This is a genomic window from Vibrio sp. SCSIO 43009 (genome assembly GCF_023716525.1).
Lineage (GTDB): Bacteria > Pseudomonadota > Gammaproteobacteria > Enterobacterales > Vibrionaceae > Vibrio > Vibrio alginolyticus.
Window position 1 is genome coordinate 501,445 of sequence record NZ_CP071843.1, and the last position, 14,900, is coordinate 516,344.

Annotated in this window: 15 protein-coding genes; 12 read left to right on the forward strand and 3 right to left on the reverse strand. The window is 46.0% G+C overall.

The window, feature by feature from the left end:
• Positions 1 to 128: 128 nt before the first annotated feature.
• The 8 genes from J4N43_RS17900 (at position 129) to J4N43_RS17935 (ending at position 9,513) form a co-directional block, all read left to right on the forward strand.
• Positions 129 to 1,574, forward strand: coding sequence for an N-acyl-D-amino-acid deacylase family protein (locus J4N43_RS17900; RefSeq protein ID WP_158159402.1), 1,446 nt, complete (start codon positions 129 to 131; stop codon positions 1,572 to 1,574).
• Between the two features lie 51 nt (positions 1,575 to 1,625).
• A complete protein-coding gene (locus tag J4N43_RS17905) occupies positions 1,626 to 2,018 on the forward strand; it encodes a RidA family protein (protein ID WP_005425100.1) in 393 nt (130 codons plus the stop codon).
• Between the two features lie 234 nt (positions 2,019 to 2,252).
• Positions 2,253 to 3,773 (forward strand): sodium:solute symporter family protein, encoded by a 1,521-nt coding sequence (locus J4N43_RS17910; RefSeq protein WP_038899555.1) that lies wholly within the window; start codon positions 2,253 to 2,255, stop codon positions 3,771 to 3,773.
• Between the two features lie 102 nt (positions 3,774 to 3,875).
• Positions 3,876 to 4,820, forward strand: a complete 945-nt coding sequence (locus J4N43_RS17915) for a sugar kinase (protein WP_158159401.1) — start codon at positions 3,876 to 3,878, stop codon at positions 4,818 to 4,820.
• Positions 4,821 to 4,836: 16 nt separating this feature from the next.
• Entirely contained in the window at positions 4,837 to 5,466 is a 630-nt protein-coding gene (locus J4N43_RS17920) for a bifunctional 4-hydroxy-2-oxoglutarate aldolase/2-dehydro-3-deoxy-phosphogluconate aldolase (RefSeq protein WP_158159400.1), read from the forward strand.
• Between the two features lie 90 nt (positions 5,467 to 5,556).
• The gene (locus J4N43_RS17925; RefSeq protein ID WP_158159399.1) at positions 5,557 to 8,010 is read left to right on the forward strand and encodes a beta-N-acetylhexosaminidase; all 2,454 of its coding nucleotides are present in this window, start codon (positions 5,557 to 5,559) and stop codon (positions 8,008 to 8,010) included.
• Positions 8,011 to 8,089: 79 nt separating this feature from the next.
• Positions 8,090 to 9,136, forward strand: a complete 1,047-nt coding sequence (locus J4N43_RS17930) for a lactonase family protein (RefSeq protein WP_158159398.1) — start codon at positions 8,090 to 8,092, stop codon at positions 9,134 to 9,136.
• A gap of 14 nt (positions 9,137 to 9,150) precedes the next feature.
• A complete protein-coding gene (locus tag J4N43_RS17935; RefSeq protein ID WP_158159397.1) occupies positions 9,151 to 9,513 on the forward strand; it encodes a RidA family protein in 363 nt (120 codons plus the stop codon).
• Between the two features lie 99 nt (positions 9,514 to 9,612).
• Here the strand turns inward: J4N43_RS17935 and J4N43_RS17940 are convergent, their stop codons facing one another.
• Positions 9,613 to 10,404, reverse strand: a complete 792-nt coding sequence (locus J4N43_RS17940) for a PhzF family phenazine biosynthesis protein (RefSeq protein WP_005385139.1) — start codon at positions 10,402 to 10,404, stop codon at positions 9,613 to 9,615.
• Between the two features lie 187 nt (positions 10,405 to 10,591).
• On the opposite strand from J4N43_RS17940, the gene J4N43_RS17945 reads away from it, so the two are divergent.
• Both J4N43_RS17945 and J4N43_RS17950 read left to right on the forward strand, forming a co-directional pair.
• Complete coding sequence (locus J4N43_RS17945; protein ID WP_017635230.1) at positions 10,592 to 11,125, forward strand: YbhB/YbcL family Raf kinase inhibitor-like protein; 534 nt, start codon at positions 10,592 to 10,594, stop codon at positions 11,123 to 11,125.
• Between the two features lie 20 nt (positions 11,126 to 11,145).
• Positions 11,146 to 11,925: an AraC family transcriptional regulator gene (locus tag J4N43_RS17950; RefSeq protein WP_199266788.1), complete on the forward strand. Its 780-nt coding sequence runs from the start codon at positions 11,146 to 11,148 to the stop codon at positions 11,923 to 11,925.
• A 36-nt stretch (positions 11,926 to 11,961) separates the two neighbouring features.
• Here J4N43_RS17950 and arsB read toward each other — a convergent pair whose 3' ends face one another.
• Positions 11,962 to 13,017 carry an ACR3 family arsenite efflux transporter gene (gene arsB, locus J4N43_RS17955; RefSeq protein WP_005385145.1) on the reverse strand — a complete coding sequence of 352 codons (1,056 nt, stop codon included), beginning with the start codon at positions 13,015 to 13,017 and terminating at the stop codon, positions 11,962 to 11,964.
• Between the two features lie 85 nt (positions 13,018 to 13,102).
• Complete coding sequence (locus J4N43_RS17960; protein ID WP_005375451.1) at positions 13,103 to 13,444, reverse strand: ArsR/SmtB family transcription factor; 342 nt, start codon at positions 13,442 to 13,444, stop codon at positions 13,103 to 13,105.
• Positions 13,445 to 13,714: 270 nt separating this feature from the next.
• Between J4N43_RS17960 and J4N43_RS17965 the strand changes: the two genes are divergently transcribed.
• Both J4N43_RS17965 and J4N43_RS17970 read left to right on the forward strand, forming a co-directional pair.
• A complete protein-coding gene (locus tag J4N43_RS17965) occupies positions 13,715 to 14,299 on the forward strand; it encodes an NAD(P)H-dependent oxidoreductase (protein WP_054578681.1) in 585 nt (194 codons plus the stop codon).
• A gap of 167 nt (positions 14,300 to 14,466) precedes the next feature.
• Entirely contained in the window at positions 14,467 to 14,832 is a 366-nt protein-coding gene (locus tag J4N43_RS17970; RefSeq protein ID WP_005375456.1) for a winged helix-turn-helix transcriptional regulator, read from the forward strand.
• Positions 14,833 to 14,900 lie beyond the last annotated feature (68 nt).

The following is a 14,900-nucleotide window of genomic DNA, read 5'->3' on the forward strand; positions in this document are numbered from 1 at the left end:
CTAACTACCATAAATAATATGTTAGAAAGTATCAAACAAATCTGAGTTTTTTGTGTGTTTCTTCACTGTTTAAATTTCAAGAATTATTAAGATGGAATCATGTTAACGACGGACGAAGAGAGTGAAGTATGTTGTTCGATACCATTATCAAAAGCGTAGAGGTATTTGACGGTACGGGTGCAGCACCATTCATTGCTGATGTTGCGATTCGTCAAGATCGTATTGAGCAAGTAGGGCAGCTAGACGAGCTTTCTGCAAAGAAGGTTATCAACGGTCAGGGTCTTGCGTTGGCTCCGGGATTTATTGATGTGCACACGCACGATGACACCAATGTGATTCGTTACCCTGACTGCTTGCCAAAGATCAGCCAAGGTGTGACGACAGTAATCGTAGGCAATTGCGGAATTAGCGCGAGCCCTGCGGTACTCAGTGATACTCCGCCAGACCCAATGAACCTATTGGGCAAGCAGGAAGACTTCAAATACCCAACTTTTGCGGAGTATGCGAAGGCGGTACAAGCGGCGAACCCTGCGGTCAACGTCGCTGCGTTGGTCGGTCACACAACTTTACGTAACAACGTGATGGATGACTTACTGCGCACGGCTACTGATGAAGAAATCGAGCAAATGCGCCAAACACTGGCACAAGCGATGGAAGAGGGTGCATTGGGTTTGAGCTCGGGTCTTGCTTATGCGAGTGCCAAGCAAGCCAACGCGGATGAAGTGATGCGTTTAGCGGAAATTCTCGGTCATCACGGTGGTATCTACACCACACACATGCGCACCGAGTTTGAAGAAATCATCAGTGCAATGGAAGAAGCCTTTGAAACTGGGCAGTACGCCAAAGTGCCCGTGGTAATTTCTCACCTTAAATGCGCTGGTGCAGGTAACTGGGGACGTACGGTAGAAGTGCTGGATTTGATGGATAAGGTTTCTGAGCATCAAGACGTGTCTTGCGATTGCTACCCATATTCTGCAAGTTCTTCAACGCTGGATTTAAAACAGGTGACGGATGAAATCGACATCTTCATCACTTGGTCTGAAAGTAAACCTGAACACGCTGGCAAGATGCTGAAAGACATTGCTGACGAGATGCAACTGCCTCTTATGGAAGCAGCAAAAGCGTTGCAACCTGCGGGCGCGGTTTATCACTGCATGGATGAAAACGACGTCAAACGTGTCCTTAAGTATAAGTTGACCATGGTGGGCTCGGACGGATTACCAAACGACCCGCACCCACATCCACGTTTGTGGGGCACATTCCCGAAAGTCTTGGGGCATTACTGTCGTGAAGAACAGCTTTTCCCATTGGCAGAAGCGATTCACAAGATGACGGGGATGTCAGCAACACGCTACCAATTGAAAGATCGTGGGGAAATAAAAACAGGCGCTTACGCAGACTTGGTTTTATTTAACCCAAATACAATTAAAGATACTGCAACGTTCGAAAATCCAATTTCCGTCGCGCAAGGTATTGAATCTGTATTTGTAAATGGCGAACTATCTTATTTAAAAGATAAAGTCACCGAAAATAGAAATGGCGTATTTATTTATAGAAATAATACCCGTCAATAACTTATTAAATAAATTAATTTTATAGATTAAGCATTATCACTGGAGAATATTATGTCAATTAAACGTTATGGTGTAGAAGGCGGTGTAGGTACTGGCGGTCAACATTTACCATTTGCACGAGCAACAGAAGCGGGCGGCTTCTTATACGTATCGGGTCAAACACCAATGACTGACGGCGAAGTGGTAGAAGGCGGTATCGTTGACCAATCTCGCCTAGCGATTCAAAACTGTGTCGATATTATGGAAGAAGCAGGCTACACACTAGCTGATGTGGTGCACGTAAAAGTGGTACTAACGGATTCTCGTTACTTCCAATCGTTCAATAAAGTGTTCAGAGAGTTCTTTGGTGATCACCCACCTGCACGTATTTGCATGGTGTGTGATCTCGTGGTGGACGTGAAAGTCGAAGTCGATGTGACTTGCTACCGCGAAGATCGCCGATAGAAATCACACTTTACCTAATTAAATAAAATAGAGTGCCGGAAATAATTACTTTCCTGTTATTATCTTTTTGGCACTCTCACTCCCTACATAAATATAATTTCATAAAGCAGTAGTGCCTAATATATTTAGCAAAAGCTATAAAAATAAAATTAGATAATTTCTGGAATAAAATCTAATACTTGCTGCTGGAATTATATCAATCTGAAAGATGGATTTTGATATGAGAGGTGTTCAATGAACAGTACACTTTTTCTTACCGGCTTCGGTGCGTATGTCTTATTTTTAATTTGGTTGGGATGGTTTGTCTCTCGCAATCAAAAATCAGGTGAAGACTTTCTACTCGGTGGTCGAGGCTTACCTCTGTTCCTCGTATTAGGTACCACGGTAGCAACCATGGTTGGCACGGGCTCTAGTATGGGCGCGGTTGGCTTTGGTTACTCAAACGGTTGGGCTGGTGCGCTGTACGGCATTGGCGGCGCAATTGGTATCTTGTTATTGGCACTGTGGTTCGCGCCAGTTCGTAAACTCAACTTTATGACCATGAGTGAAGAGCTCGCATATTACGTAGGCGCAAACCGCATCGTGAAGAACGTGGTTGGTCTGCTTATCTTTATCGCTTCTATTGGCTGGTTGGGTGCACACATCCTTGGTGGTGGTATGTACCTAGCATGGATTGCCGATATTGAGCTGAGCACTGCGAAGATGATCATCGCAGCTGCGTTTACCATTTACGTGGTTATTGGCGGCTACACTGCGGTGGTTTGGACAGACACCATTCAAGCTATCATCTTGTTTGTTGGCTTCATCCTAATGGCGGTACTGTCTGTGCAACACATTGGCGGCTTGGATAACCTGTACTCAGCCATGGACCCAGAAGCGGTTAGCTTCCTTGCGATTGATAAGCTTGGTTTAATCCCAGCGGTTTCTCTTGCTGTTGTGATTGGTGTGGGTGTACTTGCAACGCCTTCATTCCGCCAACGTATCTACTCAGGTAAAGACGTATCAACCATCCGCCGTTCGTTCGTGGCTTCTGGTGTGCTGTACTTGTTCTTCTCCATCATCCCAGCAGTCATTGGTATGGCGGCGCATGCGATTGACCCTGAACTGAACAACGCAAACTTTGCTTTCCCATACATCGCGGCAACAGTATTGCCAGTAGGTGTTGGTCTTATCGTTCTTATTGCAGGTCTATCGGCAACCATGTCGAGTGCAAGTTCCGATGCGATTGCGGGCGTGTCTATCTTACTGCGTGATGTGTACGTTATGTTCACCGGTCGCGTGCCAAACAAAGAATCCATGTTGAATTACTCTCGCTTGGCTTTGGTTGTAGTGATCGGTTGTGCATTGCTGTTCGCGCTAACCTCTAACGACATCATCGGCTACATCACTAAGATGATCTCGACAGTTATGTCTGGCATGTTCGTGTGCGGTATGTTGGGTCGCTTCTGGAAGCGTTACAACTGGCAAGGTGCATTGGCAACATTGGCAGGTGCGTCTATTGCTTCATTTGCAGTAATGCTTAGCCCAGACCTGACTGCTTTCTGGGGCAACCCAGTGATTCCATCTTGCTTGTTTGCCCTAACTGCTGGTGTGGCAGTAAGCTTAGTGACTCCAGCTAACCAAGTGTCACCAGAAATGGCACGAGCAATCCTTGATGATGAGCGTGCTCTGATGGAAATGGAACTGTCTGACAAAGGCGTTCTGGAAGAAGATGTTTCATTAAAAAACCGCACAACAGCAAATCAAAACGCTTAGCAGCAAAGAGTTTCGGCTCGAACAGAAACTCGCTCATAAGCTCCTGACAAACTGGTGGCTCCCCCGAGCCACCATTCTAAATTTATCCAAAGTAGGTGAACGATGACCGATTCATCCCAGACTAAAATTGCTTTCTTTGGCGAATGCATGATTGAACTGAGCGGCGACCCAATTCGCAAAAGCTTTGGTGGCGACACGCTCAATACCGCACTTTACCTCTCTCGACTAACGGCTCAACAACCTGTCCAAGTGTCTTACGCGACCGGTCTTGGGGAGGACGTACTTTCTCAAGTGCTTCTGGAAAACTGGCAACAAGAAGGCATTGCGACTGATCTTGTCGAGATCTTCCCAGCTCAGCTTCCGGGTTTGTACATGGTGCAGACTGACCAAGAAGGCGAACGCAGCTTTCTTTATTGGCGTGACAGCGCAGCCGTTAAAAGTTACTTCTCTACCTCTTCGCTCAACAAATTAGAAGCCGCGATTGCGAACCGAGAGCTGCATTATCTCTATCTGAGTGGCATCAGCATTGCGATTCTAAATGACGATAGCAAAGTAAGGCTTAAAAAGGCGTTAACCCAGTTCTCGCAAGGTGGAGGCAAGGTTATCTTCGATAACAACTTCCGTCCTCAACTTTGGTCTGCAACAGAGGCAAAGCATTGGTACAGCCAAATTCTGCCTTTAGTCGACATTGCGCTTATCACTGAAGACGATGATGTCTTGGTATGGGGTGAAGAGGAAAGGGCCGAGCAGCGCTGCCTTCGCTTTGGTTGCCAAGAAATCGTGATTAAACGTGGCTGTGAGCCTTGCAAACTGGTTTGGTCGCATGGTGATGACAAGCAAACCGCTTACATAGCCGCCGAGAAGGTTGTCAAAGTAATCGACACTTGTGCCGCTGGCGATTCATTTGCTGCTGGTTACCTTACAGGTCGATTGACCGGGCAAAGCTGTGAGCAGTCAGCCCAACTCGGTCATGCACTAGCGGCAACCGTTATTCAATATCCTGGCGCGATCATTCCAAACGACGCCATGACTCATCTAATTCAATAATTTCCGAGAACGTATTATGTCCCAAGCAATGATTCAGCAACTTCAGCAATTCAAAGTTATTCCTGTTATTCAAATCAATAAGGTTGAGCACGCAATTCCATTGGCGAAAGTGTTAGTAGAAAACGGTCTGCCAGTCGCGGAAGTGACGTTTCGAACAGAAGCCGCTGCCGATGCGATTAAAGCCATGCGCGATGCTTACCCGCAAATGTGCATCGGTGCTGGCACGGTACTGACGCCAGAGCAAATTACCCAAGCGAAAGACGCGGGTGCAGAGTTTATTGTCGCGCCGGGTTTGAACCCCAATACCGTGCGTCGCTGTCAAGAAATCAACATGCCAATCATACCGGGTGTGAATAACCCAAGTCAGGTTGAACAAGCACTAGAGCTGGGTTTGAACTTCCTCAAATTCTTCCCGGCAGAAGCGAGCGGTGGTATCGCGATGGTGAAGTCGCTGTTGGCTCCATACGTTGATGTGAGTCTGATGCCGACAGGCGGTATCGGTAAGAGCAACGTCAATGATTACCTAGCCATCGACCGTGTGGTTTGTTGCGGTGGTACTTGGATGGTGGCACCGAGCTTAATTGAAAACGAGCAGTGGGATGAAATTGGCAAGCTGGTTCGTGAAGCAGTAGAGCTGGTTGCGTAACTCAAACAGAGCTCTTATACCCAAGTCGCGAGACCCCATTAAATAGCGTGACTTGGGTTGAACAATAATAACAACGACAGGATGGCGCGGATGAACAAAGGTACATTAGCACTACTCATTTCAGGCTTAATCACAATTCCAACGGCAGCGATGGCGATGACTCCCAACACCGATCTTAACCTAATGCCTTACCCACAAAATGTAGAGTTGGGGCAGGGTAAAATCACACTGGATAAATCCTTCAGCATTTACATCAAAGGCTACGATTCACCGCGCGTGCAGTTCAACGCAAAGCGCACTATGGACCGTCTGTATCGCCAAACCGGCTTACCGATGTTGAACTGGCATGCCGAGTCGGAAAAAGACGCGACCTTGGTGATTGATATTCGGAATGCACCCAAGTCAGAGGTGCAAGACATTAACAGTGATGAATCGTATCAACTTGAATCGCGTAATGGTCAGATCATCATTCGCTCCGAACGCCCTTACGGTGCTTTCCATGGTTTAGAAACCTTCTTGCAGTTGGTGACTACGGACGCGACTGGGTACTTCGTGCCTGCGGTGTCGATTCAAGATGAGCCGCGCTTTCCTTGGCGTGGTGTTTCTTATGATACTTCTCGTCACTTCATTGAACTCGACGTGATTCTTCGTCAACTCGATGCGATGGCATCAGCAAAAATGAACGTCTTCCATTGGCATATTTGGGATGACCAAGCGATTCGTATCCAGCTCGATAATTACCAAAAGCTGTGGCAAGACACCGCAGATGGTGATTACTACACCAAAGATGAAATTCGCTATGTGGTGAATTACGCGCGTAACCTTGGGATTCGAGTTATCCCTGAAATTTCTTTGCCGGGACATGCTTCGGCAGTAGCGCACGCTTACCCTGAATTAATGTCTGGTATGGGTGAGCAATCTTATCCGCATCAACGTGGCTGGGGTGTGTTTGAGCCGTTAATGGACCCGACCAACCCTGAACTCTACAAGATGCTGGCGAGCGTGTTTGACGAAGTGGTTGAGCTCTTCCCAGATGAGTATTTCCATATCGGCGGCGATGAACCAAATTACCAACAGTGGAAAGACAACCTGAAGATTCAGCAATTCATCAAAGACAACAATCTGGATGGTGAGCGTGGTCTGCAATCGTATCTGAACACCAAGGTTGAACAGATGCTGGAACAGCGCGGCAAGAAGATGACTGGCTGGGATGAAATCTGGCACAAAGACCTTCCAACCTCGATTGTGATTCAAAGCTGGCAAGGGCATGACAGTATCGGTCGAGCAGCAAAAGAGGGCTACCAAGGTATTCTCTCGACAGGCTATTACCTAGACCAACCACAACCAACCAGTTACCACTATCGCAATGACCCAATGCCGAAAGGAATCAGCGTTGATGATCAACTTCATAAAGGTGAGAAGTTCGCGACTTATGACTGGGTGAAACCGCGCAACAAAGGCGGCCCGCGCACTGGCAATCTAACCATTATCGAAGCAACAGACGGCAGCTACCGTGCGTTTACCGATTACAACGGTAAGTCCCGCGAAGAGGTGTTCATCATTGAGTATGTGTCGGGTGTGAAGTTTAAAGGCCACTTCGATAACTTTATGTCTTACACCGAATTCAACTATGACTTTGCGGATGGCAAGTTGAAAGACACCAGTTACCAATTGATTGGTAATGTTCGTTGGCCTGCGACTGGAGAATTGGTCGCGAGCAGTGACATGCAGGGGAGTGTCATTCCTGAGCCGAATGGCGGCTATCCGGCTGAGCTGACCGAGAAAGAACAGCAGCTAATTTTAGGTGGAGAAATTACCATTTGGGGTGAGAACCTCGATTCAATGACCATCGAACAACGCTTATGGCCGAGAAGCTACGCAATTGCTGAGCGTCTATGGTCGAGCCAAGACCTGACCGATGAGCGCAGCATGTACAAGCGTATGAAGGTGATGGATACGTGGTCTGAGATCTCACTTGGTCTACGCCATCACGCCGATGCCAATATGATGCTAAAACGTCTTGCCAATGGTGCGGACGAAACGCCGCTGCAAACGTTAGCGAAGTACATCGAGCCGGCTCAATACTACGCTCGTCATTGGGAGAAATGGATCTCTACGCCAATTGAAGGTGATTTATACAATCAGTATGAGCGACTAAACCGCTTTGCGGATGCATTGCCAGTAGAAAGCCTAGCAGTGTACAAGATGAAAGATTTGGTCGCAGTTTATGCTCAAGGTGATACCGCAGCTTTGGATGCGTTAGCGATGCACTATCAAAGCGTTAAGTTGGCGGCGCAGCAAGCCAAACCTATTTTCGCGGCCAACGTGGTGTCGGTAGAAACGGTGCCAGTTGCAGAAGCCGCAATCAAAGTTGCCGATTTAGGTTTAACTTTGATTGAGCTTGCTAAGCAGGGCAGTGGTATTAGCCAATCTGACGCTGAAGTGTATCAACGCATCATCAATGAAAATGCGATAATTTTTGATGAAACCATTGTCGCCATAGTGTCACCAACTGAGTTGTTGCTTCACACTTTAACCGATTGATAACTAAAAGGGATTGCCGTATGGTAACGCAGGCGGCATCTTATCGGTTAAGCACTCTTTTATCTCCTAAAGGTTTCCCATGATAGTAAATGGTCACTTACATTTTTATGTAGGCACCTATACCGATTCACCAAGCCAAAGTCAGGGCATTGCGTGTGTTTCTCTCGATACTGCTACTGGCGCATTAACGCTCACCAATGAACTTGTTCCAGAAGCGGTGAAAACGGTTCGTAACCCTTCTTACCTTGCGCTCAAAGGAGAGGGGTTATATACCTTTAATGAAGTCGATCGCTTGGAAGGTGCAGAGCTAATATTTTCTGAAAAAACAGACAGCTATGCATTGCCAATTGAAGGTGATTACCCTTGCCATATCGACATTAAAGAAGAGTTACTCGCTGTTGCAAACTACGGTTCCGGCAATGTAAGTGTTTACCAACTTGATGAGCAAGGTAAGCCTTTGAAATCCATTGCAGAATTGTATGTAGAAGGCAATGGACCCAATATTGACCGTCAAACTTCGCCTCATGCCCACCAAGTCACTTTTCTAAAACAATCCGCTCAATTGGCTGTGGTCGATTTAGGCACAGACAGTGTTTATTTCTATGACTACGACAATGATGGTGAGACAGTCAAGTTTTCACTTTCTCAAAGCATCGCTATGCCTGCTGGCTCTGGGCCTCGTCATTTGATCTTCAATCGTGATGAGTCTGTCGCGTACGTTGTTTGCGAATTGTCTGAAACGCTGGTGGTACTTCGCAAGCAAAACGGACAATGGAATCTGACTCAGCAAGTTAAACTGCTAGCCGATGAAGAGAACAAAGAAGCGGCGTCTGCGATTCGCCTCTCTGCGGATGAGCGCTTTGTCTATGTCTCATGCCGCGCGCAAAATCTGATCAGTACATTTGATGTAACGAGCAATACTCCGGTTCAAATTGCGGCGTCCGATTGTGGTGGCGCGTTCCCAAGAGATTTTGTTTTATCCCGTGACGGGCAGTGGATGCTCGTTGCTAATCAACATTCACATAATGTCGCTAGCTTCCATAGGAGTCCGGAGACTGGCGCTATCACTCCAACCGGATATTCGTGCGACATCGGTGCGCCTGTGTGTTTGGTTGAGAAGCCGTAATTAAGAGAAATAACATGACAATTCATCGTATTAATCCATGCAAACGTTGGTCAGATGTAACGGTATTCAATGGCATCGCCAACTTTGTTGAAGTGGCGGAAGCTGACACCACTGCGGATATGAAAGGACAAGTAGAACAGATTTTCGACCAAGCCGAGCAAATGCTAGCCAGTGTTGATAGCGATAAGTCGCGCATTCTATCTGTGACGATTTACGTGACGGATTTTGCTAACTTTGATGCGCTTAACGAAGTGTGGGATGCGTGGTTCCCTGAGGGCTGCGCACCAAGCCGTGCTTGCGTCAAAGTTGAATTGGCGAACCCAGAACTGTTGGTAGAAATGGCGTTCGTTGCTGCCGCGGGTGAGAAGTTCCAGTAGTTCGACATCACCCTAATTAAACCATCAAGCCCAGCGTTATATAGCTCAATAACGCTGGGCTTTGTTTTATTGGGATAATGCTAAAGACAAACTAAAGGTCTACACAAAAATCTTGCGTTTCATGTAGAGCACGCCGTCGCCAGATACTCTTACTTGTTCGCCAGTAACTTCACAGTGCAAAATGCCTCCGCGCTGAGAAGCTTGGTAAGCGACCAGTGATGTTTTGCCTAACGCTTCTGCCCAGAACGGTGCTAACCCAGCGTGAATCGAGCCAGTTACGGGGTCTTCGTCACCACCATTTGCAGGCCAAAAGTAACGCGATACAAAGTCTTGTTGATCACCTTTCGCGGTAACGACCACATCGTAAGGAGCGAGTGTCTTGAGGTGCTCTGAACGGTATTGAACCTCAAGTACCTCCTGCTGGTTGCCGACCACCACGAAATACGCTTGAGGGCTAAGCAGTACGCGTTCCACATCGCAACTTAGGCCATCAATCAATGCCGAGGGAATATCAGAAACGGCTTTTGGAGGACGAGCAGGGAACGTCATCTCGATCTTACCTTGCGCATTCTTCTCTACGGTGAGGGTCCCTACTTCCAGAGTATGAAATTCAATCGTGCCATTAATGCCAAACTCATCAAACAGAACTAACGAAGAGGCCAGTGTTGCGTGTCCACAGAAATCGATTTCAGTAATCGGAGAGAACCAACGAATCTCATATTGGTTTGCGCCAATGGACTTTAGGAAAGCCGTCTCTGATAAGTTGTTTTCTGTCGCGATATTTTGCATCAATTCTGGGGCTAGCCATTCCTCTAACGGTATCACCGCTGCTGAGTTGCCTTTGAATTGCGTATCGGTGAAGGCGTCCACCACGTAGATATCCAATTCCATTTTCCTTCCTTATTCCGTGAGCGATTAATTAGCATAAACCAAGTGCAATTAAGAGAGTAAGAAATTTGTGTTAGAATCTTAAAGTGTCAAAATTATAGATTATTTTGTGTTTTTTGATACTTACTGACAATGATTCGGACTGCTGGGTATTTAGACTAGTGTTGAATTCATTGAAAGGAAGAAAAACATGAAAGCGATCTACAAGTCAGTTTTGGTATTGAGTGTTTTTGCGGTCGGTTCTGCCCATGCATTTGAACTCGTGAGTAGAGATATTCAAGAAGGCCACCCGATGGCGAAGACATTTGAATACTCTGGTTGGGGATGTGATGGCGGGAATCAATCACCACAATTGATGTGGAAAGAAGCTCCAAAGGGCACAAAAAGTTTTGCGATCACCGTGTATGACCCCGATGCACCAACAGGCAGTGGTTTTTGGCATTGGATAGCGTTTAATATTCCATCCACCGTTAGCGAGCTGCCTCGAGGCATTGATATGAACAAGTTAGGCGGCAAAGAATCTCGTATTGACTACGGCACAACGGGGTTCGGCGGCGCGTGTCCTCCAAAGAATGATGGGATGCATCGTTACCAGTTTACGGTGTGGGCATTGCCAACTGAAGAACTGAATTTGGATGAAAACACGCCACCAGCCATTGTAGGGTTTACTTTGAATAGTGTTGCTTTGGGTAAAGCGACATTAACCACGACTTACACGCGATAATTGAATATAAGGGGGAGAGAATGGGTCACCAATATCAGGTTACGCTGTTTCGTGCGGAGCAGCAGCAGAAGCTTCGTAATGTCAGGATTCACTCCCCAAGCCTTATTCAGATTGTTAAGGGGAGTAAACATCTTTTCTGGAAAGATGAAGTACTCGACATCCATCATCCAAATATCATGCTTTGTGAAGCAAATGCATCCCTAAATTTTGAAAATCTTCCTCTACAAGGGCGATTTCTTTCTCGAATGTTCAGTTTTCACTGTGTGCCTAGCGATGAAATGTTGGAGCTAAGCATGAGCAACGCATTAGGAAACTATGTACCCGTTGTTGAGACAGATAAAGCATTGCAAGCGACGTTAAATGCTTTGTTTTCGTTTGAGCGGGAAAGCTTAAGTGAAGCGACACAACGCTATTGGATTATGGGCCTATATCAGCAGCTAGCTGAGAGAGGGTTATTGCATCGGTTGTTCTCGAGTTCACATATCTCTTTTAGTCAGAAACTTAGTCGTTACTTATCGCGCTCTCCAGGGGAGGAGCATCCATTAGATATGGTCGCGGGGCACTTTGCTACGAGCCGAGCAACATTGATACGAAAACTGAAACAAGAAGGTACCCAGTATCGTGAAGTATTGGCAGAAGTGCGCTTAAATCACGCACTTTACTTGATGCAAAATGGCTCGTATAACGTTGCTATGCTCGCACAGTTGTGTGGTTATCAGTCAGAGGGGCGTTTTAGCCAACGCTTTAAAAGTAAGTTCGGCCTAACGCCCAGCGAGTATATTAAAACGGTAGTGAGTTAATGTTTTACCGCTTTTTTATTTTTTGTGCTTTTTAGGTTAGCCATAATATTTGGCTTTCATTCGCAATGCTACGTTCACCAAAGCAATCAATACAGGCACTTCGATCAGTGGACCAATGACACCAGCAAAAGCTTGGTCTGAGTTTAGGCCAAACACCGCGATAGAAACCGCAATTGCCAATTCAAAGTTGTTGCCCGTTGCCGTGAAGGCAATCGACGCATTTTTGTCGTAGTCGATACCCATTTTCTTACCAACGAAGAAGCTGACAAAGAACATCAATACGAAGTAGATAGCCAGTGGAATTGCTACACGGAATACATCCATTGGCAGTTCAAGAATCATTTCACCTTTCAAGCTGAACATCAGTACGATGGTCGCAAGTAGGGCGATAAGCGTAATTGGTGAAATGCGTGGGATGAACACGTCGTTGTACCATTGTTCACCTTTCGCAGCGACCAGCCATTTACGGCTTAGGAAGCCCGCTAGGAATGGGATACCAAGGTAAATCAGAACGCTTTCCGCGATGTCCATCATCGAGATATCAACCACGAAACCTTCGTAACCAAAGACTGGTGGCAACACAGTGATGAACAACCATGCCATCACACTGTAAGTTACGATTTGGAAAGCGCTGTTTAATGCAACTAGGGCTGCGCCGTATTCTTTGTTACCACCACCGATATCGTTCCATACCAATACCATCGCGATACAACGAGCAAGACCGATCAGAATGATACCAACCATGTAACCCGGATGATCACCTAGGAAAGTCAATGCAAGGATGAACATTAAAATAGGGCCGACAATCCAGTTCATGACTAAAGACAGCGTGATCGCTTTTTTATCTTTCGTCACTGTACCTAGCAGGTTGTAGTTCACCTTTGCTAGCGGCGGGTACATCATCAAAATCAAACCAATCGCGAGCGGTACGTTCGTGCTGCCGACTGACATTGACTCATTCCACTCAGCAACTTGAGGGAATGCTGCGCCAATACCTACACCGATTGCCATTGCCACAAAAATCCACACCGTTAGGTAACGGTCCAAGAAGCTCATTTTGTCGCTGGCACTATTTAAAACTTGAGTAGTCATAGTGTTCTCTTATTCGTTTATCGTCGAAAGGCGATAGTTAAAGGTATAGTTTATCTCTGCACGCCTGACCAGCGTGCAAAGGGAATTAATCAAATAACTTGGAAAAGCCTAGATTGAACTGATCAAACGCGTCGCGTTGAATGCGGTAACACACCTTAGGTGGGTTTGGCTCGGCGCTGATAAAGCCTGCTTGCTTTAGAATACGCAAGTGCTCGGAAACAGTAGATTGCGCAAGACCCAGTTCAGAAACCAAATCACTGTTCAAACAACCGCCCATGGTATCGAGCGTGTGCAGGATATGCAGAATGCGCAAACGTGCTGGATGCGACAAAGCTTTTGCTTGCGCTGCGAGAGTTTGTTCTTTCTCGAGCTGTTGTTGTGTTGTCTGAAAAACAACTTCGCACGTGTCCTTGCACTTATCACTCATTCGCTGGCCTTAATAGTTAATCGTCGAATTGCGATAAAGTGTACGCCTGCTCTGTGGAAGATGCAACAACTCGATGAAAAAATTAATCGTAAAATAACGATGAATAAAAAATTGAAAAAATATATGTTTTAAAAACAGTGATATAATAAAAAATTAAGTAGGTTACTAAAAGTTAACTAATTGCACTATATTTCTAGGTTACCATAATAAACCACATCCGACGCACAATGGTTACTGCGTCATCTTGTGAACTTATTTAAAGGTAATCCCATGAGCAACGTACTGATCATCAATGCACACGAACCATCACCATATTCAGAAGGTCGTCTAAATGCTTCTCTTGTCGACAAAGCACAGACGTTTCTGCAAGCAAAAGGCCATGAGGTTCGCGTTGTGACAATGCAAGATGAGATCAACGTAGATGAACAACTCGCACACTTTGAGTGGGCTGATCGCGTGATCATCCAAAGCCCAATCAACTGGATGTCTGTGCCTTGGTCATTCAAAAAATACATGGACGACGTGTTTACTGCGGGTATGGGCGGCGCACTATGTGCATTCGATGGCCGTAGCGCAGAAGAACCAAAGAAAAACTATGGTACAGGCGGCACTCAAACCAACAGCAAATACATGCTGTCACTGACATTCAACGCGCCAGAAGAATCGTTTGATGATGAGAACGAATACCTATTCCAAGGTAAAGGCGTGGACGATTTGATGTTCCACATGCACGCTAACTTCCGCTTCTTTGGTATGTCAGCATTACCTACATTCGCTTGTTATGATGTGATGAAGAACGCAGATATCGAAAACGATTTTGTTCGTTTCGAAGCTCACATTAACGAAAACTTCTAATCCTTTTAGAAAGATAGTGCGAACTGAATGATGAATTGAGATGGACTGCTGTACGCGGTCCATTTTTATTTGTTTGCGGCGAGGTGACGTTTTTATTACTCTAAAGCACTAAATGTATCTAGCTTACTTTTCGTTACCTAGATTAGGTGCGTATCTTGAGGTGTATTGTGGAAAGCAGAATCAGTGTAGATAGCAAAGGTCGTAAGTCAGTGGCGAACGTATGTGCGGAGCCATGTGCTATCGAGAAAGGGATGCGTTTAATTGGTGGTAAATGGAAAGGTTCTCTGATTTATCATTTGAAAGACGGCCCAGTTCGTTTCAATGACTTAGCACGCATGCTAGGCGGTGCAAGTAAAAAGATGATCGACCAACGTCTTAAAGAGCTAGAAGCGGAAGGTATGGTGGTGCGTAAAGTGATCAGCGACCGCCCAATTGCAGTCAGCTATGAACTAACAGAGTTCGGCCGTACCGCACTTAAGATTCTTGATGATTTGCGAATTTGGTCTGAAAAGCATCAAATTGAGCTTCGTTAAGACCAAAGTAGTTAATCGCAAACGTCACTCTCTTTTGAAAGCTGATTAACAATACATCGCCGTTTATA

What these genes read in the sequence shown, in the direction of transcription:
- J4N43_RS17950 (WP_199266788.1), top strand. Translation starts at nt 11,146, where the DNA reads ATGGGTCACCAATATCAGGTTACGCTGTTTCGTGCGGAGCAGCAGCAG.
- J4N43_RS17925 (WP_158159399.1), top strand. Translation starts at nt 5,557, where the DNA reads ATGAACAAAGGTACATTAGCACTACTCATTTCAGGCTTAATCACAATT.
- J4N43_RS17905 (WP_005425100.1), top strand. Translation starts at nt 1,626, where the DNA reads ATGTCAATTAAACGTTATGGTGTAGAAGGCGGTGTAGGTACTGGCGGT.
- J4N43_RS17940 (WP_005385139.1), bottom strand. Translation starts at nt 10,404, where the DNA reads ATGGAATTGGATATCTACGTGGTGGACGCCTTCACCGATACGCAATTC.
- J4N43_RS17900 (WP_158159402.1), top strand. Translation starts at nt 129, where the DNA reads ATGTTGTTCGATACCATTATCAAAAGCGTAGAGGTATTTGACGGTACG.
- J4N43_RS17960 (WP_005375451.1), bottom strand. Translation starts at nt 13,444, where the DNA reads ATGAGTGATAAGTGCAAGGACACGTGCGAAGTTGTTTTTCAGACAACA.
- J4N43_RS17935 (WP_158159397.1), top strand. Translation starts at nt 9,151, where the DNA reads ATGACAATTCATCGTATTAATCCATGCAAACGTTGGTCAGATGTAACG.
- J4N43_RS17910 (WP_038899555.1), top strand. Translation starts at nt 2,253, where the DNA reads ATGAACAGTACACTTTTTCTTACCGGCTTCGGTGCGTATGTCTTATTT.
- arsB (WP_005385145.1), bottom strand. Translation starts at nt 13,017, where the DNA reads ATGACTACTCAAGTTTTAAATAGTGCCAGCGACAAAATGAGCTTCTTG.
- J4N43_RS17915 (WP_158159401.1), top strand. Translation starts at nt 3,876, where the DNA reads ATGACCGATTCATCCCAGACTAAAATTGCTTTCTTTGGCGAATGCATG.
- J4N43_RS17965 (WP_054578681.1), top strand. Translation starts at nt 13,715, where the DNA reads ATGAGCAACGTACTGATCATCAATGCACACGAACCATCACCATATTCA.
- J4N43_RS17930 (WP_158159398.1), top strand. Translation starts at nt 8,090, where the DNA reads ATGATAGTAAATGGTCACTTACATTTTTATGTAGGCACCTATACCGAT.
- J4N43_RS17945 (WP_017635230.1), top strand. Translation starts at nt 10,592, where the DNA reads ATGAAAGCGATCTACAAGTCAGTTTTGGTATTGAGTGTTTTTGCGGTC.
- J4N43_RS17920 (WP_158159400.1), top strand. Translation starts at nt 4,837, where the DNA reads ATGTCCCAAGCAATGATTCAGCAACTTCAGCAATTCAAAGTTATTCCT.